The organism is Rhizobium centroccidentale, from assembly GCF_030182565.1.
Lineage (GTDB): Bacteria > Pseudomonadota > Alphaproteobacteria > Rhizobiales > Rhizobiaceae > Rhizobium.
Map to the genome: position 1 here is coordinate 59254 of NZ_JAQJCG010000019.1, position 23894 is coordinate 83147.

The 23894-nt window shown below is 60.4% G+C and carries 22 protein-coding genes; 11 read left to right on the forward strand and 11 right to left on the reverse strand.

Features of this window, described 5'->3' with window-relative positions:
- Positions 1–67 precede the first annotated feature (67 nt).
- From PH562_RS22675 to PH562_RS22705, 7 genes are all read right to left on the reverse strand, one after another.
- Entirely contained in the window at positions 68–703 is a 636-nt protein-coding gene (locus PH562_RS22675) for a 2,3-bisphosphoglycerate-dependent phosphoglycerate mutase (RefSeq protein ID WP_106996243.1), read from the reverse strand.
- Between the two features lie 121 nt (positions 704–824).
- The gene (gene dapB / locus PH562_RS22680) at positions 825–1649 is read right to left on the reverse strand and encodes a 4-hydroxy-tetrahydrodipicolinate reductase (protein ID WP_285175801.1); all 825 of its coding nucleotides are present in this window, start codon (positions 1647–1649) and stop codon (positions 825–827) included.
- 14 nt (positions 1650–1663) lie between these two features.
- Complete coding sequence (locus PH562_RS22685; RefSeq protein WP_483315374.1) at positions 1664–3403, reverse strand: ABC transporter ATP-binding protein; 1740 nt, start codon at positions 3401–3403, stop codon at positions 1664–1666.
- A 265-nt stretch (positions 3404–3668) separates the two neighbouring features.
- Positions 3669–4691 carry a glucokinase gene (locus PH562_RS22690; RefSeq protein ID WP_285175805.1) on the reverse strand — a complete coding sequence of 341 codons (1023 nt, stop codon included), beginning with the start codon at positions 4689–4691 and terminating at the stop codon, positions 3669–3671.
- 34 nt (positions 4692–4725) lie between these two features.
- Positions 4726–5106, reverse strand: a complete 381-nt coding sequence (locus PH562_RS22695) for a methylglyoxal synthase (protein ID WP_285175807.1) — start codon at positions 5104–5106, stop codon at positions 4726–4728.
- A gap of 98 nt (positions 5107–5204) precedes the next feature.
- The gene (gene mepA / locus PH562_RS22700; RefSeq protein WP_285175809.1) at positions 5205–6239 is read right to left on the reverse strand and encodes a penicillin-insensitive murein endopeptidase; all 1035 of its coding nucleotides are present in this window, start codon (positions 6237–6239) and stop codon (positions 5205–5207) included.
- A gap of 141 nt (positions 6240–6380) precedes the next feature.
- Positions 6381–6950, reverse strand: a complete 570-nt coding sequence (locus PH562_RS22705; RefSeq protein WP_285175811.1) for an isochorismatase family protein — start codon at positions 6948–6950, stop codon at positions 6381–6383.
- Between the two features lie 36 nt (positions 6951–6986).
- On the opposite strand from PH562_RS22705, the gene PH562_RS22710 reads away from it, so the two are divergent.
- The 9 genes from PH562_RS22710 (at position 6987) to pncB (ending at position 16963) form a co-directional block, all read left to right on the forward strand.
- Complete coding sequence (locus PH562_RS22710) at positions 6987–7622, forward strand: TetR/AcrR family transcriptional regulator (RefSeq protein ID WP_285175813.1); 636 nt, start codon at positions 6987–6989, stop codon at positions 7620–7622.
- 107 nt (positions 7623–7729) lie between these two features.
- Positions 7730–9583: an extracellular solute-binding protein gene (locus tag PH562_RS22715; protein ID WP_285175815.1), complete on the forward strand. Its 1854-nt coding sequence runs from the start codon at positions 7730–7732 to the stop codon at positions 9581–9583.
- A gap of 171 nt (positions 9584–9754) precedes the next feature.
- Positions 9755–10846, forward strand: coding sequence for a microcin C ABC transporter permease YejB (locus PH562_RS22720; protein ID WP_095433588.1), 1092 nt, complete (start codon positions 9755–9757; stop codon positions 10844–10846).
- The gene (locus tag PH562_RS22725) at positions 10846–12000 is read left to right on the forward strand and encodes an ABC transporter permease (protein WP_285175819.1); all 1155 of its coding nucleotides are present in this window, start codon (positions 10846–10848) and stop codon (positions 11998–12000) included. The genes PH562_RS22720 and PH562_RS22725 overlap by 1 nt, the downstream gene beginning before the upstream one ends.
- Before the next feature lie 70 nt (positions 12001–12070).
- A complete protein-coding gene (locus PH562_RS22730; RefSeq protein WP_285175821.1) occupies positions 12071–12364 on the forward strand; it encodes a hypothetical protein in 294 nt (97 codons plus the stop codon).
- Complete coding sequence (locus tag PH562_RS22735) at positions 12361–12858, forward strand: type II toxin-antitoxin system VapC family toxin (RefSeq protein WP_285175823.1); 498 nt, start codon at positions 12361–12363, stop codon at positions 12856–12858. The genes PH562_RS22730 and PH562_RS22735 overlap by 4 nt, the downstream gene beginning before the upstream one ends.
- The gene (locus tag PH562_RS22740; protein WP_285175824.1) at positions 12855–14483 is read left to right on the forward strand and encodes an ABC transporter ATP-binding protein; all 1629 of its coding nucleotides are present in this window, start codon (positions 12855–12857) and stop codon (positions 14481–14483) included. The genes PH562_RS22735 and PH562_RS22740 overlap by 4 nt, the downstream gene beginning before the upstream one ends.
- 11 nt (positions 14484–14494) lie before the next feature.
- A complete protein-coding gene (locus PH562_RS22745) occupies positions 14495–15454 on the forward strand; it encodes a 2-hydroxyacid dehydrogenase (protein ID WP_285175825.1) in 960 nt (319 codons plus the stop codon).
- Positions 15455–15658: 204 nt separating this feature from the next.
- Entirely contained in the window at positions 15659–16963 is a 1305-nt protein-coding gene (gene pncB / locus PH562_RS22750; protein WP_285175826.1) for a nicotinate phosphoribosyltransferase, read from the forward strand.
- A 54-nt stretch (positions 16964–17017) separates the two neighbouring features.
- Here pncB and PH562_RS22755 read toward each other — a convergent pair whose 3' ends face one another.
- Positions 17018–17983 (reverse strand): DUF1444 domain-containing protein, encoded by a 966-nt coding sequence (locus tag PH562_RS22755; RefSeq protein WP_483315373.1) that lies wholly within the window; start codon positions 17981–17983, stop codon positions 17018–17020.
- Between the two features lie 241 nt (positions 17984–18224).
- On the opposite strand from PH562_RS22755, the gene PH562_RS22760 reads away from it, so the two are divergent.
- Positions 18225–20339 (forward strand): mechanosensitive ion channel family protein, encoded by a 2115-nt coding sequence (locus tag PH562_RS22760; protein WP_285175829.1) that lies wholly within the window; start codon positions 18225–18227, stop codon positions 20337–20339.
- Positions 20340–20399: 60 nt separating this feature from the next.
- Here PH562_RS22760 and PH562_RS22765 read toward each other — a convergent pair whose 3' ends face one another.
- Positions 20400–21458, reverse strand: a complete 1059-nt coding sequence (locus tag PH562_RS22765) for a LacI family DNA-binding transcriptional regulator (RefSeq protein WP_285175831.1) — start codon at positions 21456–21458, stop codon at positions 20400–20402.
- Positions 21459–21612: 154 nt separating this feature from the next.
- Here PH562_RS22765 and PH562_RS22770 point away from each other — a divergent pair, with 154 nt between their 5' ends.
- On the forward strand, positions 21613–21900 hold the full coding sequence (locus tag PH562_RS22770; protein WP_285175833.1) for a hypothetical protein: 288 nt from the start codon (positions 21613–21615) through the stop codon (positions 21898–21900).
- Positions 21901–21931: 31 nt separating this feature from the next.
- Here the strand turns inward: PH562_RS22770 and PH562_RS22775 are convergent, their stop codons facing one another.
- Positions 21932–22660, reverse strand: a complete 729-nt coding sequence (locus tag PH562_RS22775; protein WP_285175834.1) for an SDR family NAD(P)-dependent oxidoreductase — start codon at positions 22658–22660, stop codon at positions 21932–21934.
- Entirely contained in the window at positions 22657–23778 is a 1122-nt protein-coding gene (locus tag PH562_RS22780; protein ID WP_285175837.1) for an alkene reductase, read from the reverse strand. Before PH562_RS22780 ends, PH562_RS22775 begins: the two co-directional genes overlap by 4 nt.
- Positions 23779–23894: the final 116 nt, after the last annotated feature.

A 23894-nucleotide genomic window follows, 5' to 3' on the forward strand; every position in this document is an offset into this window, starting at 1 on the left:
GGTAGTCCCCCTCTCCCCGCAAGCGGGGAGAGGGCTAGGGTGAGGGCGTTTCAGAAAATCGCGGCACTCAGTGCGCGCCGGACATGTCGCCGAGGACTTCCTTCGAGGCGACGGTGGAATCGGCCTTGAGCTTGTAGACCATCGGTACGCCGGTCGCGAGGTTGAGCTCCAGGATCTGCGCCTTGCTCAGGCGATCGAGAACCATGACGAGCGAGCGCAGCGAATTGCCGTGGGCGGCGACCAGCACGTTCTGGCCGGCGAGCACGCGCGGCAGGATTTCCGTCAGGTAGTAGGGCCAGACGCGGGCGCCGGTGTCGCGCAGGCTTTCGCCGCCGGGCGGAGGAACGTCGTAGGAGCGGCGCCAGATGTGAACCTGCTCCTCGCCCCACTTGGCGCGGGCGTCATCCTTGTTGAGGCCGGAGAGATCGCCGTAGTCGCGCTCGTTCAGCGCCTGATCCCGGATGGTTTCGAGGCCGGGCTGGCCGATTTCATCGAGGATGATTTTCAGCGTGTGCTGGGCGCGCGTCAGGGCCGAGGTGAAGGCGATGTCGTACTTGATGCCGTAATCGGCCAGAGCCTTGCCGCCGGTCTTTGCCTCTTCGACGCCAAGCGCCGTCAGATCGGGATCCTTCCAGCCGGTAAAGAGATTCTTCAAATTCCAGTCGCTCTGGCCATGACGAACGAGGACGAGAGTACCGCTCATAAAATTTCTCCTTGATAGGGCAATTCCAGGAAAGGTGCGTAGCGGTTTTCCGTCAGGAATTGCGAGACAATAAAAGGCCGGAGCGGATCGGCAGGTCGCTGCCGACCCGCTCCGGGAGGGATCAACGTGTGGAGAGCCCGAGAACGTCGAGCATGGAATAGAAGCCGGGTTTCTTGTCGCGCGCCCAGAGCGCCGCCTGCAGCGCGCCGCGCGCAAACAGCGAACGGTCGCCGGCATTGTGCGACAGCGTCAGCCGCTCGCTTTCGCTGGCGAAGATCACCGAGTGATCGCCGACCACGCCGCCGCCGCGCAGGGTCGCAAAGCCGATCGTGCCCGCCGGGCGCGCCCCCGTATGGCCGTCGCGCACGCGCACGGAATTGTCGTTGAGGTCTATACCGCGACCTTTCGCCGCCGCGTGGCCGAGCAGGAGTGCCGTGCCCGAGGGCGCATCGACCTTATGCCGGTGATGCATCTCCAGCACTTCGATGTCCCAGTCGTTCGAAGGCAATGCGCGCGCCGCCTGTTCGACAAGCACGCTCAAAAGGTTGATGCCGAGGCCCATATTGCCCGACTTGACGATGCGGGCGTGGCGCGCGGCGGCCTTGAACTTCGCCTCGTCCTCCTCCGAGCAGCCGGTCGTGCCGATGATGTGGACGATGCGTGCCTGAGCGGCCAAGGCGGCAAAGCTGACGCTGGTTGCCGGCGTCGTGAAATCGATGACACCTTCGGCATGAAGGAAAGCCGCCAGCGGATCGTCGGTGACGGGAATGCCGATCGGCCCCAGTCCGGCGATCTCGCCAGCATCCTTGCCGATGAAGGCAGAGCCGGGACGGGCAACGGCGGCATGCAGGGTAACGCCGTCGGTTGCATGAATGATGCGGATGAGAGCCTGTCCCATGCGGCCCGCCGCGCCAACCACCACCAGCTTCATCGCATCGTCGCTCATGTCGTCTCTATCGTCTATTTGCGGGAATTACTTGAAATCGCCGGTAGCTGCAGGTTGTTGAGCCGAGCGTAGAGGCCATTGTCGGCTGTCGCAAGCGTTTCATGGTTGCCCTCTTCGACAACGCGGCCGTTCTGCATGACGACGATCTTTTCGGCGCGGACAACCGTCGACAGACGGTGCGCGATGACAACGACCGTGCGGCCGCTCATCGCCTCTTCCAGTGCCTTCTGCACGGCTGCTTCGGATTCCGTGTCGAGCGCCGAAGTGGCTTCGTCTAGAAGCAGGATCGGTGCGTTGCGCACCAGCGCGCGGGCGATCGACAGGCGTTGGCGCTGGCCGCCGGACAGGGTCACACCGTTTTCGCCGACCGGTGTGTCATAGCCCATCGGCTGCGCCTCGATGAAATCATGGGCATAGGCAAGGCGCGCCGCTTCTTCGATCTCGGCATCGGTCGCTTCCGGGCGGCCATAGCGGATATTGTCGCGGATCGTGCCTTCGAAGAGATAGGGCTGCTGCGAGACATAGGCGAGCTGTTGCCGCAGCGATTGTTTCGTCACATGCGCGATATCCTGCCCGTCGATGAAGATGCTGCCGGCCTTCGGATCGTAGAAGCGCGGGATGAGGTTGATGACAGTAGACTTGCCGGCGCCGGAAGGACCGACAAGCGCGGTCGTCTGTCCACCTTCGGCAGTGAAATTGACGCCGGAAAGCACGGCTTCGTCACCATAGGCGAAATGCACGTCGCGGAATTCGATGCGGGCATCGGTCACGTTGAGCGGCTTGGCATCCGGCAGGTCGCGCTGGCGCGGCTCCATGTCGAGCAGTTCGTAGATCATCCGCGCGTTGACGACGGCGCGTTCCAGCTGCACCTGCAGCTTGGCGAGACGGCGGGCCGGATCATAGGCAAGCAGCAGCGAAACGATGAAAGAGAAGACGGCGCCCGGCGGTACGTTCTGGTAAATCGAACGATAGGCGGCATAGGCGAAAATGCCCGCCACGGCAAAGCCGGCGACGGTTTCAATCAGCGGGCCATTGCGCTCGGAAATACGGGCAATGCGATTTTGGCGATTTTCCGCCGCCGTAATCAGCTTATCGACCTTGCGCTCGAGTTCGCGCTCCATCGTGAAGGCCTTGACGATGGAAACTCCCTGAATGGTTTCCTGCATTGCGCCAAGCACGCGGCTGTTGAGAACGACTGCTTCGCGCGTGACGGCGCGCAGGCGTCTGGAAATATGGCGCAGGGCCAGAAAGATTGGCGGAGCGATCACAAAGAAAATAAGGCTCAGCATCGGGTCCTGATAGACCATGTTGCCGAGCAGAAAGATGAACGACAAAAAATCTCGCGCCGTGGAAGTGATGACGAGATTCATCACATCGCGGATGCCGGAAACGTTCTGGCTGACGCGGGCTGCGATCTGCGCAGACCGCGCCTCGTTGAAAAAGCCGACCGAAAGCGTCATCAGATGCGCATAGAGGCGCCGTTGATAGCGGGCGATGATGTTGTTGCCGATCTTCGAGAGAATGACCGATTGAAAATAACCGGCAAAACCACGCGCTATAAATGCTGCGAGGATTGCAAGGCAGATCAGCCACATGACCTCGGCGCGCCGCTCGTAGAAGGCGCCGTTGACGATCGGCCTCATGACCGCAGCCATTGTCGCCGTGGATGCAGCGACGACGATCAGGCAAAATATTGCGACCGAATAGCCCCAAATATGTTCGCGGCCGTTCTCGGCGATAACGCGCTTCAGCATGCCTGTAATGGCTTCGCTGTCGACGTTTTTGCTTTTCGGGTCAGGCAATTTCAATAATCGGCTTCCTGTCTTGAACCAAGCGAGCCGCATCTGGCACGTGCTTTCGCGGCTCTATTAAAGAGTTAGCACGGCTTTGGCTAGACATGCCTTGCCGCTCTGGTTAAGGCCGATCACGGAGCCGAGCCTATTATAGAGGAAGGCGGCTCCTGCAAAAAGGCATGGCGCATCGGATGTTTCGGCGCGCCATGAGCTGTTTGGCAAGCGGTTAACGCCGCCAGCGACGGCCTTCTGTCGCAAGGCCAAAGTTTGTCGGCTTGCGGGCATAGGTAGCGAGGCCGGAAAGCGCCGCCAGCGGATTGACGACCACATGGGTCGGGATCGACTTCATCAGTTCCGTATGCGGTGCCTTGTCCTCGAAGGCGGCGCGGAATTCCGGCTTCTGCAGCGCCGGCAGGATCTTCTGCGGAATGCCACCCGAGAGATAGACGCCGCCGCGCGCCATGAAGATCATGGCGATATCGCCGGCAACGCGGCCGAGATAGGTGACGAACAGCGTCAGCGTCTCCTCGGCCTGCTTGTTGGTGCCGGCAAGCGCATGGTTGGTGATGTCGGCTGGCTCCTTCAGGCTCGGCTCGATGCCATCGGCGGCGCAGATCGCATGATAAATATTCTGGAGGCCGCGGCCGCAGATCACCTGTTCGGCCGAGATGCGGCCTTCGATCGACTCCAGGTGCGGCCAAATCTGCAGGTCGCGTTCCGTTCGCGGCCCAAGATCGATATGCCCACCTTCGCCCGGCACAGGCACCCATTGATGCTGGGTGTGGACGAGACCGCCGACGCCGAGACCGGTGCCCGGCCCGAGCACGGCGCGCGATGCAATCATAGTCCCGGATGCTTTGCCGATGGTTTGGCGATGCTCGTCGGAAATCTCGGCGATCGCCAGCGCCTGCGCCTCGAAATCGTTGATGACGAGCACGTCCTCGATGCCGAGGTTGGCGATCATCGTCTTCGGACGGATCACCCAATCGCAATTGGTCAGCGGAATCTCGTCGCCCTGCACGGGACCTGCCATGGCGAGAATTGCCGAGCGCGGCCGGACCTTGCTGTTTTCAAGGGCGAGTTTGATCGCATCGTCGATCGTGGCGAAATTTGCCGTCTGAACGACCGGAAAATGTTCCTGTTCGGAATCCGCATCGACGAGAATGGAGAAACGCGCATTGGTGCCGCCGATATCGCCGATCAGGATTGGGAAAGGCAAGGGGGCATCGCTGTGATTGAGCTCGGGCATGGCCAGGTCCGTGGTCTGCCGCCGGCAAGGCGGATTAATGGTTCAGTGTTTTGATCAGCCGCTCGGCAGTGGATTCGTTGAGCGCCATCGGAATGTCGTAGAGAACGGCAAGCCGCGTCAATGCCTTCACGTCGACGTCGTGAGGGTGCGGAGTGAGAGGATCGATGAAGAAGACGAGCATGTCGATCTTGCCGGTGGCGATGAGCGCACCGATCTGCTGGTCGCCGCCGAGCGGGCCGCTTTTCAGGCGGGTGACGTTGAGATCCGGACAGGCATCCAGCACGCGGCCGCCCGTCGTGCCCGTGGCGACGATATTCCAATTGGCAAGAGCGGCCTCGTTGCGCCGCGCAAATTCCGCCATCGCATCTTTTTTCTGATCATGCGCGATCAGTGCGATGCATTTGCTGCCGGCCATGAAATCCTTGCTCCACCCACTGCTTTCAATCGATTTATCCGCCTTCTATACCAAGGGGGAGCGTTTTGAAAGACTGCCCCTGCAAGGACAGTTCGGGATCACTGCTGCGGAATTTGGCCGGGCGGCGTATCGCCTGAGACCGGCATTGCGTTCGTATCGGCCGAAGCGGCCGCATCCTTGGCGCCAGAGGCGGCAGGACGCGTGGAGGCTACCGACGGTGCCGCCAACACGGCCTGGCAGGCTTTGGGCAGATCCGCGACCATGACCTCGCGCGGCTTTTGGGGCGGCTTGTCGCTGGGCTTCGGCTTGGCCCAGGGCTGCGGTCCGAACCACCAGGCAAGCGACTTGTCGCAGCCGTCGCCGGCGGCGACCGGCGCCTGCCCCGTGCAGCCGATGGAGCCGGCTGGGCAGCGGAGGCGGATATGGAAATGCGAGTCATGCCCGTATTCTGGCCGTAGCTTGCCGAGATTGCTGCGGTCGCCCGTCCAGGTCTCGCACATCTTCTTCTTGATCGCCGGATTGACGAAGATGCGCTCCACTTCGGGATAGCTCGCCGCGCGCATCAGCAGGCGCGCATGCGCCGGCGTCCAGACCTTGTCGTTGATCGTCAGGAACTTGTCCTTGGCGAGCATGGTGGTGAAGGGCAAAGCTTCGCGCTCTTCTGCCGTCATCTTGCGCCGTGGCATCGGCGTCAGCCAAACGTCGGCATCGAGGCCGATCTGATGCGAGGCATGGCCGTTGGCCATCGGACCGCCGCGCGGCTGCGAGATATCACCGACGAGCAGACCCGGCCAGCCGTCATTCTTCGCCGCATCACGCGACAGCCGCTCCAAGAGGCCGATCGTTTCCGGCCGGCCCCAGCGACGATTGCGCGACAGGCGCATTGCCTGCCACGTCGGGCCGTCGGCCGGCAGGGCGACTGCGCCCGCAAGGCACCCTTTCGCGTAGAAGCCGATTGATTGCGGCGCCCCCTGCGTCGGCAGCGTCACTGCGCCGAAGACCGCTTTTGCGCTGCCGGGCGAAGGTGTGGCCTGCTGCGCCAGCGCATCGCTGGCGACAAGGCCCATCCCGATCGAGGTTGCGAGAGAGAATTTGCCGATCGTTCGAAAGGCGCGAGCCAGAAGTAAAGCCATGCATATCCCTGAAAGGCGGTCGGCATTAGCCGAAGTGATTTGCCGCGAGATTATCCTGAAACAGGATGGAAGTGAATCCGCGGCAATCGCCGGTGGCTACCGGCTGACCGCCTTTGCCGGCATGGCCGTCGTTACGACAGATCAGTTCGCCAGGATTTCCGACGTCTTGCGGATACGCGACAGCCGCGGCAGCACTTTCGTGCAGGCGAAATCCTGCATATCCTGCGAGAGGGTCGTTACGGCATCCTCGGCGACAATGACGGCGTAGTTTGCCGCATGGGCATCGCGCACGGTGCCTTCCACACCGAAATTGGTGGCGACACCCGTCACGATCAGCGTTTTGATGCCGCGGCGGCGCAGCTGCAGATCGAGCTCCGTGCCGTAGAAGGCGCTCCACTGGCGCTTGACGATGGCGACATCCGGCGTCAGCTCCGCTATTTCCGCGGGAGCCTCAAGCGCGGCCGGCGGCAAACCTCCTGGGGGAAGCGGGAAGCTTTCGTCGGTCGGCTGATTGACAGCATCGGCATAGTCTGCGGAAAATCCGACCGTCACGAAAACGGTCGTTCCGCCATCGGTCTTCAGTTTGTTTGCGATGGCGACCGTATTGGTGACGATCTGCTGGGCGGAGTAGGGCGCGAGCGGCCGGCTGAGCACGAGGCCTTGCAGGTCGATGGAAACGAGAGCGGTGGTTTTGCGATCGTAAAGTGACATCTGGGGGCTCCGGAAAAACATGAGGGTCTCCTCACAATGGAAAATATGAGGATGACCTCACAAAAATCAAGTGAAGAATTGAAGATGCGCGCGCCGAAGCGGCAGCGCGGTCATGATCGCGTCGTCATACTGCTGGAGGCGGCCGCAAAGGTTTTCGCGGGCAAGGGCTATGAGGCGGCAACGATGACGGAGATTGCGGCGGAGGCGCATTCATCGATCGGCTCGCTCTATCAGTTCTTTCCGACAAAGCCCCTGCTCGCCGAGGCGCTGCATATCGATCGCCTGGAGCGCCTTAAGGCGGGGCTTCGTGACATGGCGGAACGGAGCATAGGGCTTTCCGCCGCCGGTAGCGGCGAAGCAATCTTCGATGCGCTCGGTGCTTTCATCGAGCGATATCCCGAGTTTCCCGTACTAGCCGGGCGTCGCGATATTCCCAAGGACCGCAAGGCGCGCTCGCGCGCCGAGTTGCGAGAGCTGATTGCCGCCTTTCTGCGGCAGGCCCATCCGCCGATAACGGACGATATCGTGCTGATGGCGGGCATCGTGCTCGAATTGCTGCGCATTGCCGTCGTCGTTTCCAGCGACCCGGATGCCGCCGAGGACCGGCGTGTCTTCGCGGAACTGCGGCTGATGCTGCGCAAACGTCTTGAGGATGCTACCGCAAAGGACTGAGGCCGGGATATGGTCTTCAGCCTTTGCAACGAGATGAATTGTTGCGTCCTGCTTTTTGCCCTCATTTGCCGTATGCTGATTCCTTAGACATCATCAGGAGATCATGAATGGCATTGTCGCGGTTGAAAGCAGGCTTGGTCGTTTCTCTTTTTTGCCTGCTGGCAATGCCTCTAGCCACGAAAGCCGAAGAGCCGCAATTCCGCATCGGCACCGCCATTCTCGGCGACCTGAAATACCAGCCCGGCTTCAAGCATTTCGATTACGTCAATCCGGATGCACCGAAGGGTGGCGAGGTGAAGCTGTCGAGCAATGGCACCTTCGATACCCTCAATCCGATACTGTATAAGGGTAATCCCGTAGCGGGGATAAGTTCTTTGGGGGCGGGCCTTGTCTTTGACAGCCTTCTGAAGTCGGCGGATGACGAGATTTCCTCCTCCTATGGCTTGCTCGCCGAGGGCGTTTCCTATCCGGACGATATTTCCAGTGCTACTTTCCGCCTGCGAGCCGAAGCTAAATGGGCAGACGGACAGCCGGTGACGCCCGAGGATGTTGTCTTCAGTTTCGACAAGGCGAAGGAACTCAATCCGCTCTTCACCAGCTACTACAGCCATGTGACGCGCGCCGAGAAGACCGGCGATCGCGACGTGACCTTTTATTTCGACGAGAAGAACAATCGCGAACTGCCGTCGATTCTCGGCCAATTCCCGATCGTGCCGAAGCACTGGTGGGAAGGTACGGGGCCGGACGGCAAACCGCGCGATATCTCCCGCACCACGCTCGAGCCCGTTATGGGATCCGGACCGTACAAGATCGTTTCGATTTCGCCCGGTTCCACCATCCGTTATGAATTGCGCGACGACTATTGGGGCAAGGATCTGCCCGTCAGCGTCGGTTTGAACAATTTAAAGACGATCTCCTACACCTACTTCGCCGACAATGATGTGGAGTTCGAGGCCTTTCGCGGCGGCACCATCGACTATTGGCAGGATAATGTCGCAAGCCGCTGGGTTACCGGCTACGATTTTCCCGCTGCCAAGGACGGCCGCATCAAACGCGAAGAAGTGCCCAATCCGCTTCGCGCCACCGGCGTTATGCAGGCGCTCGTGCCCAACATGCGTCGCGATCAGTTCAAGGACGAGCGTGTTCGCGAGGCGCTGAACTATGCTTTCGATTTCGAAGAGCTTAACCGCACCATCGCTTTCAACCAGTACAGCCGCGTCAATAGCTTCTTTTTCGGCACGAAGCTCGCTTCTTCGGGCCTGCCGGAAGGTAAAGAGCTCAGTGTTCTCAATGAGGTGAAGGACAAGGTCCCGGCTGAAGTCTTCACGACGCCTTATACCAACCCGGTCGGCGGCGATCAACAGAAGGCCCGCGACAATCTTCGTAAAGCGCTCGATCTGTTCAAGCAGGCGGGATATGTTCTGAAGGGCAACCAGATGGTGAATGCTCAGACGGGCAAGCCATTTTCGATGGAGATTCTGCTCGGCAGTCCCTTCGTGGAGAAATGGGTTCTACCCTATGCCCAGAATTTGAAGAAAATCGGCATCAACGCCACTGTCCGTACGGTCGATTCATCCCAATACATCAATCGCGTTCAGAACTTCGACTATGACATGATCTGGACAGTTTGGGCGCAAACATTGAATCCCGGCAACGAGCAGATTGATTTCTGGGGATCTGCCTCCGCCAATCGTAAGGGTTCGCGCAATTTTGCCGGCATTTCTGATCCAGGCATCGATGCTCTCGTCAATAAGGTCATTTTCGCCAAAGACCTCGAGGAGAAGGACGTCACTGCCAAGGCGCTCGACCGTGTATTGCTCGCCCATCACTACGTGGTTCCCCTCTTTTACACGACCAGCTTCCACATTGCTTACTGGGACAAGTTCGAGCATCCGGCCCGACTGCCCGAATATTCGATCGGCTTCCCCGATGTCTGGTGGTCGAAAAGCGCCGGAAAGTGAGCCTCTCTTGCAATGAGGGGCTTGCTGGCTCCAAATGCTCAGGGCTGATTCGGATAGTTTCAAGCTGATATGACTGCGCCGGTCTCGATCCGGCGGAAGGGACTATGATTTGATCGACAGACGGATTGAGGCGAGGCGGAACATACCCCTCTTTGAGGGAGCGACGGGCTGATGGGCGCCTATATCCTGCGACGTCTCCTGCTGATGATCCCGACCATCGTCGGCATCATGGCGATTTCCTTCACCATCGTGCAGTTTGCGCCGGGCGGTCCGGTCGAGCAGGTCATTGCGCAGCTGACAGGGCAGGGCGACAATGCCAACGGTCGCCTGTCCGGCGGCACCGACATGCTGGCCCAGCAATCCCTGGACGACAGCAGCTCGAAATATCGCGGCGCGCAGGGGCTCGATCCCGAGCTGATCGCCAAGCTCGACAAGCAATTCGGCTTCGACAAACCGCCGCTCGAGCGCTTCGGCCAGATGATGTGGAACTATATCCGCTTCGATTTCGGCGAGAGCTTCTTCCGCAATACCACCGTCATCGACCTCATCGCCCAGAAGCTGCCAGTGTCGATCTCGCTCGGCATCTGGATCCTGATCTTCTCCTACGCCATTTCCATTCCGCTCGGCATCCGCAAGGCGGTGCAGGACGGATCGACCTTCGATGTCTGGACCTCGGGCATTATCATCGTCGGCTACGCCGTCCCGAGCTTCCTGTTCGGCATCATGCTGATCGTGCTCTTTGCCGGCGGCTCCTTCTTCGACTGGTTCCCGCTGCGCGGCCTCGTTTCGGATAATTTCGCCGACCTCAGCTGGTGGCAGAAGATCCTCGATTATCTCTGGCATCTGGTGCTGCCGCTGATTTCGCTGTCGCTCGCCGCTTTTGCCACCACGACGCTGCTCACCAAGAATTCCTTCATCGAGGAGATCAAGAAGCAATATGTCATCACCGCCCGCGCCAAGGGCCTTTCCGAACGGCGCGTGCTCTATGGCCATGTCTTCCGCAACGCCATGCTCATCGTCATTGCCGGCTTCCCCGGCGCCTTCATCTCCGCCTTCTTCACCGGCTCGCTTTTGATCGAGAACATCTTCTCGCTCGATGGCCTCGGGCGCCTCAGCTATCTCTCCGTTGTCCAGCGCGACTATCCGGTTGTGTTTGCGACGCTGTTCATCTTCTCGCTGCTCGGCCTCGTCGTCAGCCTCGTCTCCGACCTCATCTACACCTGGATCGATCCGCGCATCGATTTCGAGCGGAGGGACGTGTGATGGATGCAGCCAATCAGCAGAGTCTTCCGACGACGGTGAAGCCGCCGCGCAAGGGATTGTTCTCGCCGACCAATGTGCGCCGCTGGGAGAACTTCAAGGCGAACCGCCGCGGCTACTGGTCGCTCTGGATCTTCCTGGTGCTGTTCGTCCTCAGCCTGGGCGCCGAGTTCATCGTCAACGACCGGCCGATCCTGATTTCCTACAAGGGCGAGATCCTGACGCCGGTCTTCGTCGACTATCCGGAGGAGAAGTTCGGCGGCTTCCTGGCGCAGACGGATTATCGCGCCCAGGATATTCAGGACGAGATCAACGCCAATGGCTGGATGATCTGGCCGCCGATCCATTATTCCTATCAGACTGCCAATTCCAATCTGCCCAAGGGAATGTCGGCGCCGACGCCGCCTTTCTGGGCGATGAGCAAGGAAACCCGTTGCTCGGGCTATCCGGGCGGTATTGCCGATCCGAATTGCAACTGGAGCAATTTCAACTGGCTCGGCACCGACGATCAGGCCCGCGACGTGCTCGCCCGTTTGGTCTACGGCTTCCGCATCTCGGTACTGTTCGGTCTGGCGCTCACCATCTGCTCGGCCGTCGTCGGTGTCTGCGCCGGCGCGATACAGGGCTATTTCGGCGGCTGGACCGATCTTCTGATGCAGCGTTTCATCGAGATCTGGTCGTCCATGCCGGTGCTCTATATCCTGCTGATCATCGCCTCGGTATTGCCGCCCGGTTTCTTCATCCTGCTCGGCATATTGCTCTTGTTTTCCTGGGTCGGTCTCGTCGGGGTCGTACGCGCCGAATTCCTGCGGGCGCGCAATTTCGAATATGTGCGCGCCGCCCGCGCGCTCGGCGTCAACAACCGCACCATCATGTATCGCCACCTGCTGCCGAACGCGATGGTCGCGACGCTGACCTTCGTTCCCTTCATTCTGTCGGGCTCGATCACCACCCTGACCTCGCTGGATTTCTTGGGCTTCGGTATGCCGCCCGGCTCGCCGTCGCTGGGTGAAATGATCGCCCAGGGCAAATCCAATCTGCAGGCTCCCTGGCTGGGGCTTTCGGCCTTCTTCACCATGTCGATCATGCTGTCGCTGCTGATTTTCATCGGCGAGGCCGTGCGCGATGCCTTCGATCCGAGGAAGACGTTCCGATGAGCAATGCTCGCAATTGCAATGTGTCCGGGATAAACTTTGCGGCCTACGACGCAGAACGGATGATGTCGCTATGAACAAGATTGTATTGGAGCACTATCCCGTATCGAAATTGCCGAAGGACGTCCGAGATCGGCTGCAAGGTGATGCCCCGACAGTGCGATTGGTAATTGAAGACGACGAAAAGTCGGAAGCTTTATCGTCTTCTCCTTTTGCTTTTGTCGAAAAGGAAAATGCGGTTGCAGATAATCTGGGCAACCTTTTGAGGAGGTATCGAGAGCACCCCGAAAACTTCTCCGGCAAAGTGACCGTTGAGGAAGCCGTTGCTCGAATTCGCAAGCTCCGTGATGAGTGGGATGATGAATGACAACATTCCCTCGCATTTATTGGGATACGAATATTTTCATCATGCTTCGTGAACATAGCGGTCAGCTTCACGATTTGCTTTGGCAATTGCTGGAGGCGACAAGAGGACACCATGTATCATTTACAACTAGCGAGCTGACGTTCAGCGAACTTAAAGTCAGACCTCTCCAGCAGAACGACTTGGAGCTTTTTAAGACCTACGATGAATGGTCATCCGGCGATCGCTGGCTTGAAATTTGGCCTGTTAGTAGACCTGTCCTCGAAGGCGCAGCGTTGCTCCGGGCACAGAAGGCAGGGCTCAAGCTACCGGACGCAATTCATGTCGCTACTGCACTACATGTCCATTGTTCTCATTTCCTGACCGCAGATATGGGATTGAAAAATATCGATGACTTGGTTCACCCGTTGCGTGGAAAGCTGGACATAATACCTCTCACAATCCTCCGCCCCGATGAGCCCACTCTGACATCCCTCCTGAAAAGCATGGCCGAATGACCGAACCGCTGCTGTCAGTCCGCAATCTCTCCGTCGCCTTTCATCAAGGCGGGCAGACCTCGACCGCCGTCGACGGCGTTTCCTTCGATATCCATAAGGGCGAGGTCGTGGCTCTGGTCGGCGAATCCGGCTCAGGCAAATCGGTTTCGGCCAATTCGATCCTGAAGCTCTTGCCTTATCCGGCCGCGAGCCACCCATCCGGCGAAATCCTGTTCAAGGGCAAGGACCTCTTGAAGGCATCGGATAACGAGCTGCGCGCCGTGCGCGGCAACGACATCACCATGATCTTCCAGGAGCCGATGACCTCGCTTAATCCGCTTCATTCGATCGAAAAGCAGATCAGCGAAATCCTGGCGCTGCACCAGGGCATCGTGGGCGAGGCCGCGCGCAGTCGCACGCTGGAGCTCTTGAACCAAGTCGGCATTCGCGAGCCGGAAAAGCGCCTCAAGGCCTATCCGCATGAGCTGTCGGGTGGCCAGCGCCAGCGCGTGATGATCGCCATGGCGCTCGCCAACCGCCCCGAACTCCTGATCGCCGACGAGCCGACGACCGCGCTCGACGTCACTGTGCAGGCGCAGATTTTGGAATTGCTGCGCGAGCTCAAGGGTGCGCATGGCATGTCGATGCTGTTCATCACCCACGATCTCGGCATCGTCCGTAAATTTGCCGACCGGGTCTGCGTCATGACCAAGGGCAAGATCGTCGAGACCGGCACGGTGGAGGACGTCTTCACCCGGCCGCAGCATGACTATACCCGTCATCTGTTGGCAGCCGAGCCGCGCGGCGAGCCGCCGGCGAGCGATGCGAACAAGCCAGTCGTCATGGAAGGAAGCGATATTCGCGTCTGGTTCCCGATCAAGGCCGGCTTCATGCGCAAGGTCGTCGATCATGTAAAGGCGGTCGATGGGATCGATCTGAAGCTTCGCGCCGGCCAGACGCTCGGCGTCGTCGGCGAATCCGGCTCAGGCAAGACCACGCTTGGTCTCGCGCTCGCCAGGCTTATTTCCTCCAAGGGCCGTATCGCCTTCGTCGGCAAGGATATAGCCGGCTATTCGTTCCGCGAGATGCGGCCGCTGCGCAATCAGCTGCAGGTGGTCTTCCAGGACCCCTACGGATCGCTCAGCCCGCGCATGTCGGTCGGCGAGATCATCGCCGAGGGGCTGAAGGTGCATGAGCGCTCGCTTTCGGCCGATGAGCGCGACAAGCGCGTCTGCTGGGCGCTGGAGGAAGTGGGCCTCGATCCGTCCACCCGCTGGCGCTTCCCGCATGAATTCTCTGGCGGCCAGCGCCAGCGCATCGCCATAGCCCGCGCCATGGTGTTGAAGCCGCGCTTCGTCATGCTGGACGAGCCCACCTCGGCGCTCGACATGAGCGTGCAGGCGCAGGTGGTCGACCTGCTGCGCGACCTGCAGCAGAAGCACGATCTTGCCTATCTCTTTATCAGTCACGATCTGAAGGTGGTGAAGGCGCTCGCCAACGAACTGATCGTCATGCGCTTCGGCAAGGTCGTCGAGCAGGGCGCATCCGCCGATATTTTCCGGGCGCCGAAAGAGGATTACACCAGGGCGCTGCTTGCCGCCGCATTCAATATCGAGGCGGTGCCGACCGCCGCCATCCAGCAATAGAGACCACCATCATGCCGGCCAAAAGCCCCGTTCTCGTCGATCTCAAATTCAATCCCGTGTCCATTGCCAAGGCGCTTGAGACGGCCTTTGCCGATCGCGGCAGCATCAATCTGGCTGATCCTGCCAATAAAGGCGCGGATCTCTCCCATGTCGACTACGCGCTTTTGTGGAAGCCGGATGCGGATCTTTTCGAGCGCGCGCCCAATCTCAAGGTCATCTTCTCGGGCGGCGCCGGCGTCGATTCGATGATGTCGATCGCCGGCCTGCCTGACATTCCGATGGTCCGCTTCGTCGATCGCAGCCTGACAGTGCGCATGAGCGAATGGGTCGTCATGCAGTGCCTCATGCATCTGCGCGATGTGCAGGGGCATTTCAGGAATCAGCGCCAGCATCTATGGGTACAGCAGAATGGCCCCGAAGCCGCAGAAGTTACCGTGGGCGTCATGGGCCTCGGCGTTCTCGGCTGCGATGCCGCCGCGAAATTGAAAGTTATGGGCTTCAACGTCATTGGCTGGTCCCGCAGCAAGAAAGAGATCGATGGCATGGAAACCTTCGATGCCGCGGGACTCGATGAGTTCCTGGGACGCACGGACATCTTGGTCGGCCTCTTGCCGCTGACGCCGGAGACGACGGGAATCTACAACGCCTCGCTTTTTTCCAAGCTGCACCGCAATGGTCCGCTCGGTAAGCCGGTCTTCATCAACGCGGGCCGCGGGAAGAGCCAGGTTGAGGCCGATATCGCTTCGGCGGTTCGCACCGGCGTCCTCGGCGGCGCCTCCCTCGATGTCTTCGCCGTCGAGCCTCTGGCTGCGGACGATCCGCTCTGGGAGTTGGAAAATGTCATCATCACGCCGCATGATTCCGCCATGTCTGACGAAAGGGCGCTGATGCGCCATGTCGAGGAGCAGATCGCCCGCTTCGAACGCGGTGAGCCGCTGCAGCATCTGGTAGATCGCAACCGGGGTTACTAAGTCTATTTTCGGATGATGATAGTCGAGGCTTCTGTCTCGACTATCGCTGGCAAAATGCGACCCATTTGCCCTGGTATCAATTTTCTTTCAGCGACTGGACTTTCGCGCAACATTTTTTGATAACAAGGCGCTACAACCGCATGCCGGCAGGATAGTCTGTGGCTCGCATGACGTCCGTAGGGCAGGAGACGGGGCAGGAACGACATGACCAAGACGGATATCGCCACCCGCGTCTATAACCATACCTGGAAGCTCGATCCGATCATCCGCAGCCTGATCGATACGGATTTCTATAAGCTTTTGATGTTGCAGATGATCTGGAAGCTTTATCCGGATGTCGATGCCACCTTCTCGCTGATCAATCGCACCAAGAGCGTTCGCCTTGCCGAGGTGATCGACGAGAAGGAATTGCGCGAGCAGCTCGACCATGCCCGCACGCTCAGGCTCTCCAAGAAGGAGATGATCTGGCTGGCGGGTAACAGTTTTTACGGCCGCGCGCAGATCTTCGAACCGGAATTCCTCGCCTGGCTGTCGAATTTCCAGCTGCCGGAATACGAGCTCTCGAAGCGCGACGGCCAATATATTCTCGATTTCCACGGCTCGTGGAAGGAAACAACGATGTGGGAGATTCCCGCACTCGCCATCATCAACGAGCTTCGTTCGCGAACGGCGCTGAAGGCGCTCGGTCCCTTCACGCTCGATGTGCTCTATGCCCGCGCGAAGGCCAAGATGTGGGAAAAGGTGGAGCGGCTGCGGGAACTGCCTGGCCTGCGCATTTCCGATTTCGGCACCCGCCGACGCCACAGCTTCCTCTGGCAGCGCTGGTGCGTCGAAGCCTTGAAGGAAGGTGTGCCCCACGCCTTCACCGGCACGAGCAATGTGCTCCTTGCCATGGATTCCGATCTCGAAGCCGTCGGCACCAATGCCCATGAGCTGCCGATGGTCGCCGCAGCACTTGCGAAAAATGATGAAGAGCTTGGCAAGGCGCCCTACAAGGTGCTGCGCGACTGGAACCGTCTCTATGGCGGCAATCTGCTCGTCGTATTGCCTGATGCCTTCGGCACGGCTTCCTTCCTGCGCAACGCTCCGGAATGGGTGGCCGACTGGACGGGCTTCCGCCCCGACAGCGCCCCACCCATCGAGGGCGGCGAGAAGATCATCGAATGGTGGAAGAAGATGGGCCGCGATCCGCGCCAGAAGCTGCTGATTTTCTCAGACGGCCTCGATGTCGATGCCATCATCGACACCTACAAGCATTTCGACGGCCGCGTCCGCATGAGCTTCGGCTGGGGCACCAATCTGACCAACGACTTCGCCGGCTGCGCGCCGACCGAACTCAAGGGCCTCAATCCTATATCTATCGTCTGCAAGGTGATCGAGGCAAACGGCCGGCCGGCCGTGAAGCTCTCGGACAATCCCCAGAAGGCGACGGGCGAGCCGGCGGAGGTCGAGCGCTATCTGAAATTCTTTGGCGCGGAAGACCGCGTTGATCAGGAAGTGCTGGTTTAAAGCGTTTTCCAGGAAAAGTGCGTAGCGGTTTTCCGTCCGGAACGAGTAAAACTTCTAGTGGCGGATCGCCGCTTCCATCCGCGCGACGCGGCGAAACAACGTCCAGCGGCCATTTTCCCAGCGATATTGATCCGGTGAAATAACGTAGGGCACATCGCTGAGATCTGCGCTGATCAGTTCCAGAAGCTGCAGGCCTTCAATGTCGTTCTCATGCGTAAAGAACACCTTGTCGCGCGACAGGAAGGCGGCGATCGGCGCGGCGCCGCCGGATTGCTCCTGCACCTGCGCCCAGAAATTCGGCAGGAACGCGATGCTGGATTCGAACTGACCGTCCACCTCGACATATTGGAATCGGCTGCGCTTGGCGATCTGGACGCCGGTCTTGGCAAGGAACTTCTGCAGGTTGGCCTGTGCCATTTCGGCGAGCTCCCGGGCATCGATGCCCCAATCGTCGAGTGCTTCGGCCATCACGTAGTTGACCGTCGTTTCGCCGTTGACGACGAAGAGCTTGATCAGGTTTTCTGCCTCGTCGAGGTAGACGAATTGCGGCGGATTGGGCTCGTCCTTGACGGCCTGCATCATCTGCTGCCGCGCAACCTCGACGAAATCGCGTGCTTTCAGGACCGGCAGCACCTTGGCGAGCTCGCCGCTGTCAACCATTGCTTCCGTCATATTGAGATAGTTGAGGAGCGCCTGCGCACGCGCCGGCCCGCGCTTTTCGCGCAGCGCCAGCAGGGCATTGCTCAGGAATTTCGTCATCGTATCGCCGTTGCGGCCGTGCAGCGTCAGGCTGCCGGCCGCGGCATCGTAATCGACACGGATGAGGTCCCCGAAGAATGGCAGGCGTTCCTGCAGATAGGCGGCAAAGGCTGCTTCATCCTGCAAGGCTTCGTCGGGAATGTTTAGATCGAGGGTCTTGGCAGCGGCCGTGTTCTCTGGCTCTTGCACTGGGAGGGTTTGGCTGGAGCGCCCCTCAGCGCGCTCGCCTCTGCCGAAGAGCCTTTTCAGGAAATTGAACACGCGCATCCCCGAGCACTGAACGGTATTGCAGCAGAACCTAGCGCGGCTGCCGTAGCGGGGCAATGCCGGCGGATGGATGAGCACGGTAAGTGCCTGCTTGCCCGTGTGAAAAACGCGTATAGTCTGCGGGAGCGGGCCGGATGGTCCGATGGCAAGAAGGGCAGCGCAGATGAGGAATGTCGGGGATAGCAGGTGGACGATCGGAGGCCTGCTTTTTTGTCTTTTCGTACTGGCTGTGCCCATGGCGGTCGTCGCGCAGAATGCGGCCGTACCGCAGCCGGCAACTTCGCCGCCCGACAAGGTTCGCGAGCTGATGCAGCTGCTGAACGAGCCCGATGTCAGGCAGTGGCTTACCACGCAGCTCAACAGTCAGCCTGCGTCCGCCAACGATAAACCCGCGACCGCCAGCGATCCCGGTCCTGCCGACGGCAATCAGATGTCGGTTCTGTCAGGCATGCTCGGCCACACGCGGCATCACCTCGAGCTGGTCTCCGGCGCTGCGATGACATTGCCCTACGAGGTCATGACGGCGTCGGAAAAGCTGGAAGGCGAGGGCAAGTCGGTCGGCCTCGTGCGCATCATCGTTCAGATTGTCCTCCTGTTCTTCCTCGGGTTGGTGGCCGAACTCGCCGTTGCCCGCTTCATCAACACCAGGCATATGCAGCGCACTGAGAGGGCTGCGGATACCGAGACGGAACTGCAGGCAGCACGCTTCCAGTTTCTGGGCGGCGTCGTGCCCGCCATCATCCATGGCCTGGTGACACTCGTTCCGCTTCTTGCCTTCGACTGGCCGCCTGCCATTGAAAATTTCGCCATCGCCTGCGTCATCGCGATGGTATCGATCAGGCTGGCGATCTCCATCGGCAGGCTTGTCATGGAATTGATCGCGATGCGTCGCGCCGGTGATGTTCTCGACGAGGACGGCGGCACCGCCCGCATCGCCGAGCGGCGGCGCGTGGCCTATTACTGGTATCGGCGATGCACGCTGTTTGCCATTTATTTCGCCTGCGGCTGGGCGGTCATACAGGCCGTCACGTCGCTGGACTTTTCCGCAGGTGCGCGGGACCTCATCGGCTACACGCTCGGCATCGGCCTGTTCCTGATCGCCACGGCTGCCGTGTGGTCCAGGCCACTCCAGCAGGAAAGCCGTGGGGCGAAGACGGTTTCCTGGCTGTTGACGATTTTCTTCGTGGCGCTCTGGTGTCTCTGGGTGGCCGGCTTCGATGGCCTCTTGTGGATCGGCATCTATGCGATATTGCTGCCGCGCGTCCTCTCGGTATCAACGCAGGCGATCGAGGCTCTGCATGACGCGGCCGATGGCATTTTCGGCGCCGGCAAGATCGCGGCCGTATTGCTCGACCGCGGCTTGCGGGCGCTGATCATTACCTTTGCGGCTTTATGGCTCGGCCATATGCTGGGGGTCGAGGCGCATGCGATGATGAGCGGCAGCGAATCGAATGTCGGCCGCATCGCTCGCGGCATTCTCGGCGGCATCATCATCCTCTTGGTTGCCGATCTCGTCTGGCAGCTGGCGAAAACCTATATCGACGGCAAAGTCATGCAATCCCTGCCGGCCGCAGGCGAATCCGACGAGATCAGGGCGAGCCGTGCCCGGCTGCAGACGCTGCTGCCGATCTTCCGCAACATTCTTGCGGTCGTCATCGGCATCATTGCGGTCATGATGGTGCTGTCGGGCCTCGGCGTTCAGATCGGGCCGCTGATCGCGGGCGCCGGCGTTGTCGGCGTCGCGGTCGGCTTCGGCGCGCAGACCATCGTCAAGGACGTTATCAGCGGCGTCTTTTATCTCTGGGACGATGCTTTCCGCATCGGCGAATATATCGAAAGCGGCCATTACAAGGGCGTGGTCGAATCCTTCAGCCTGCGCTCCGTCAAGCTGCGCCATCAGCGCGGCCCATTGGCGACGATCCCCTTCGGCTCACTCGGTGCGGTCAATAACATGAACCGCGACTGGGCGATCGACAAGATCATCGTCAAGGTCACCTACGATACCGATCTCGTGAAGCTGAAGCGCATCGTCAAGGATATCGGCCAGCGCCTGCTTGAAGACGAGGATCTGAAGCCAAATATCATTCAGACGCTGAAGATGAAGGGCGTAGAGCAGTTCGGCGATTTCGCGATCGAGATCAGGCTGGCGATCACGGCCAAGCCGAACGAACTCTCGGTCATCCGCCGCAGTGCGCTGGCCTTGATCAAGCAATCCTTCGACGAAAACGGTATCCAGTTCGCCTTCCCCACCGTACAAGTGGCAAGCGACAAGGATGCGGCGGCCGCCGCTGCCCGGCAGCTCATCGAGATGCGGGCGGCAAACGTGGATGGCGCGCAGCAGGCGAGCTAGACCGGCGAACTGGTTTATAGAGGCGAGAGGCGGAATCTGAAGGCTTCGTTTGCCTTGGGATCACGGCTTTGGCGCCGCCGTGGTGCCACGCACGATCAGGGTGACATCGATCATCTCGCGTTCGGCCGGTACGGCATCGTGAAGAACGGCCTGCACCGCGCGTTGCGCGATCTCGGCAAAGGGCTGGGCCATCGTTGTCAGGCCGGGCTCGACCATGCCGCCTTCTGGTACGCCGTCGAAGCCGATGACGGAGACGTCCTGCGGCACCGAGAGGCCTCGCGCCCGTAGCCAGTTGATCGCCAGCAAGGCGATGTTATCGGACATGGCGAGGATCGCCGTCGGCGGTTCCGGCGCGGAAAACAGGTAGTCGAGCCCGGCTTCGACGCTTGGCTTGTCATTGAGCGTCTCAAAGATAGGCACGTTTTCGCGCCCAATTCCGAACGCTTCGAGCGCCTGCCAATAGCCGAGTGCGCGATCGCGCGAGGTGGAATACATCGCCCGTCCGATCCCGGCGACGCTGACCGGCCCGACATGATCGTCCGAAAGTTCGGTCGCGAGCACGCCGAAACGTCTGTGGCCGAGTTCCGCCAGATGCCGGGCCGCAACGGCTGCACCACCCAGATTGTCAACGCTGATCGACGGGATCGACGCATCCTCGTCATTCAAGGCGAGAGCGACGAAGGGCAATTGCCGCTCGCGCGTCAACTGAACCAGCTTTTCGCCGCCTTCCACACAGAGCAGAATGAAGCCGTCGACCAGCGCGCTCTTGATATTCCAGTCGAGCTTGTGCCGATCCTTGGCCGAGACCAGGGCGAGACCCGTGCCGCTGGCATCGCAGACCTGGGACACAGCGGCCAGGAGCGCCCTGGCCCACGGGTCGTTGAAGAAATAGGAAAGCGGCTCGACGACGGCGACGCCGATGGCATTGACCTTTCCGGCCCGCAGCAGACGGCCGGTCAGGCTCGGTCCGGCATAGCCAAGCCGCTTGGCCGTCTCGAGCACATGCTCGCGCACCTCTTCGCGCACCACTTCCGGCCGGCTGAAAACATTGGAAGCGGTTCCCTGCGATACGCCCGCCGCCTTGGCGACATCCGCGAGCCTGATGGTGCCCTTGGCCAATCAAATCCTCCATATGTTTCCGGTGGATACTAGCAATGAAGTTGTATCGGTTCAATTCTGCTTGACAGCAGATTTTCGAAGCGTACGATTGAACCGATTCAAGAAATCAATGCACGTCGATATTGAATCGATTCAAAAACGAAAGACGAAGCCCATGATGACCAATTATCTATTCAAGGATCTCTATGATGAGCGATGGGGTGATCCCTGTAATCCGAATGCCGTCGATCCGCCTTCAGAACACAAGGATGAGGCTGACAAACAGAGTGTGCTGAGCCGGCTGGCGCAGCTTTTCCGCCGCCGGAAGCGGCCGTCGGCGTGGTCCTTCACCATACCGAGCGAGACATCAGACGAGGAGGGTGAAGCCGAGATCCGGCATCGCACCGGCTTCGGGGACCCGAAATTCCTCGCGATCGCCAAGGCCCTGACGCGAAATTGCTAGAGCAACGCCACGAGTTGCTCCAACGCCGGCCTCAGAAGTTTTCCTTGTAGGGGCGCAGATCGAGCTCCTGCGTCCAGGCCGAAGGATGCTGACGGTGGATATGCCAGTAGCTCTCGGCAATGGCGTCGATGTTCAGCAGCCCATCGACATCCACATCCGGCCGGCGCGAGCGCAGCCGTTCACCGTCAATGCCGCCGTCGATGATGGTGTGAGCCACATGCAGACCGAGCGGGCCGAACTCGCGCGCCATGCTTTGGCTGATCATTCGAAGACCGGCCTTAGCGGCGGCGAATTGCGCAAAGCCCGCCTTACCGCGCAGGCTTGCGGAAGCGCCGGTGAAAATCACGGTGCCGCGGCCGAGCGAGGCGAGACGGCGCGCCGCCTCGCGGCCGACCAGGAAGCCGCCGAAGCAGCAGATGCGCCAGAATTCTTCGAACTGGGTGGCCGTCAGATCGCGAAAGCCGATCTGACGATTGATGCCCGCGTTGAAAACGACCAGATCGGGCGGAGCGATGTCGTCCCGAACGGTAAAGGCGTGCTCGAATAGCCGGATGACCGCAGCTTCATCCGTCGCATCCGTTTCGATCGCCTCGGCACTGCCGCCGGCTGCCTGGATGGCAGCGGCCACCTGATCGATCTTCGCTGAGGTCCGGCCGGCGATGATGACATGATAGCCCTTGTCCGCGAGAAGTCGGCAGAGCGCCGCACCCAGTCCCTGCTCGGCACCCACGCCGACAATAATTGCGCTTGGCGTGCTCATTCGGCGGCCTCCCTGGCGTCGAGCGTCGGATAGTCGGTATAACCCTCGGCACCGCCGCCATAGAAAGTCGGGCGATGATAGGGGTTGAGCGATGCACCCAGACGAATACGCTCCGGCAGATCGGGATTGGCGATGAACAGCCGACCGAAGGCGATGGCATCGGCATGGCCGGCGGCAAGTGCGGCCTCAGCGGTATCCGGCCGGAAATTGCCGGCGGCGATCAGCGTGCCGGACCAGGCGGGCCGGAACAATTCCGCAGCTGAGGGCACGTTCTTGTGGTCGACTTCGGCCTGGCCGGCACCGCTGGCGCGCGGCTCGATCAGATGCAGATAGGCGAGGTTGAGCCGGTCCAACTCGCGAATGACATGGCCATAGAGGCGCAAGGGATCGTCCTCGCCGCTGTCATTGGCTATGCCGAAGGGTGACAGGCGGACACCGACCCGATTCGACCCCCAGACTTCAGATACCGCCTCGACCACCTCAAGCAACAACCGCGTGCGGTTCTCGATCGAGCCGCCATATTGGTCGGTGCGTTGGTTCGTGCGCGCCTGCAGGAACTGTTCGATCAGATAGCCATTGGCGCCGTGGATCTCGACGCCGTCGAAGCCGGCTTGCTTGGCATTCGCGGCCGCCTGAGCATAAACGTCGATCAAAAGCGGCATCAGGTCGATATCGATCGCCTGCGGTGTCTCGAAGGGCACGCGCTCGAAGGAGGCTGTGAAGGCCTGTCCCTTGGCGGCAATGGCGGAAGGGGCGATCGGTGGAGCTCCATCAGGCTGGTGCGAGGAATGGGAGATGCGGCCGACATGCCAGAGCTGCAGGAAGATCTTGCCGCCCTTGCAATGAACCGCATCCGTCACCGCCTTCCAGCCGGCGATCTGCTCGGGCGTGTGGATGCCTGGCGTGGCCGGCATGCCCTGTCCGGCGCGGGAAATCTGAGAACCTTCGGAAATGATCAGGCCACCCTCGCTGGCGCGCTGGGCATAATATTCGGCGTTCAGTGCCGAAGGCACATTGCCCGGCTGGCTCGCCCGCATGCGGGTCAGCGGCGCCATGACGATGCGATGCGCAAATTCATAAGGACCAATGGAAAGCGGCGAAAACAAAGTGGCTGTCATAAAATTCTCCTGCCTGGAGCCAAAATTGCTCCCCGGGGCGGAAGGGCCTGTCAGCGGCGATTCGGTCTCGGGAGTTCGAATAAGATGATGATCATCATTTATTCCAACGATCGGAC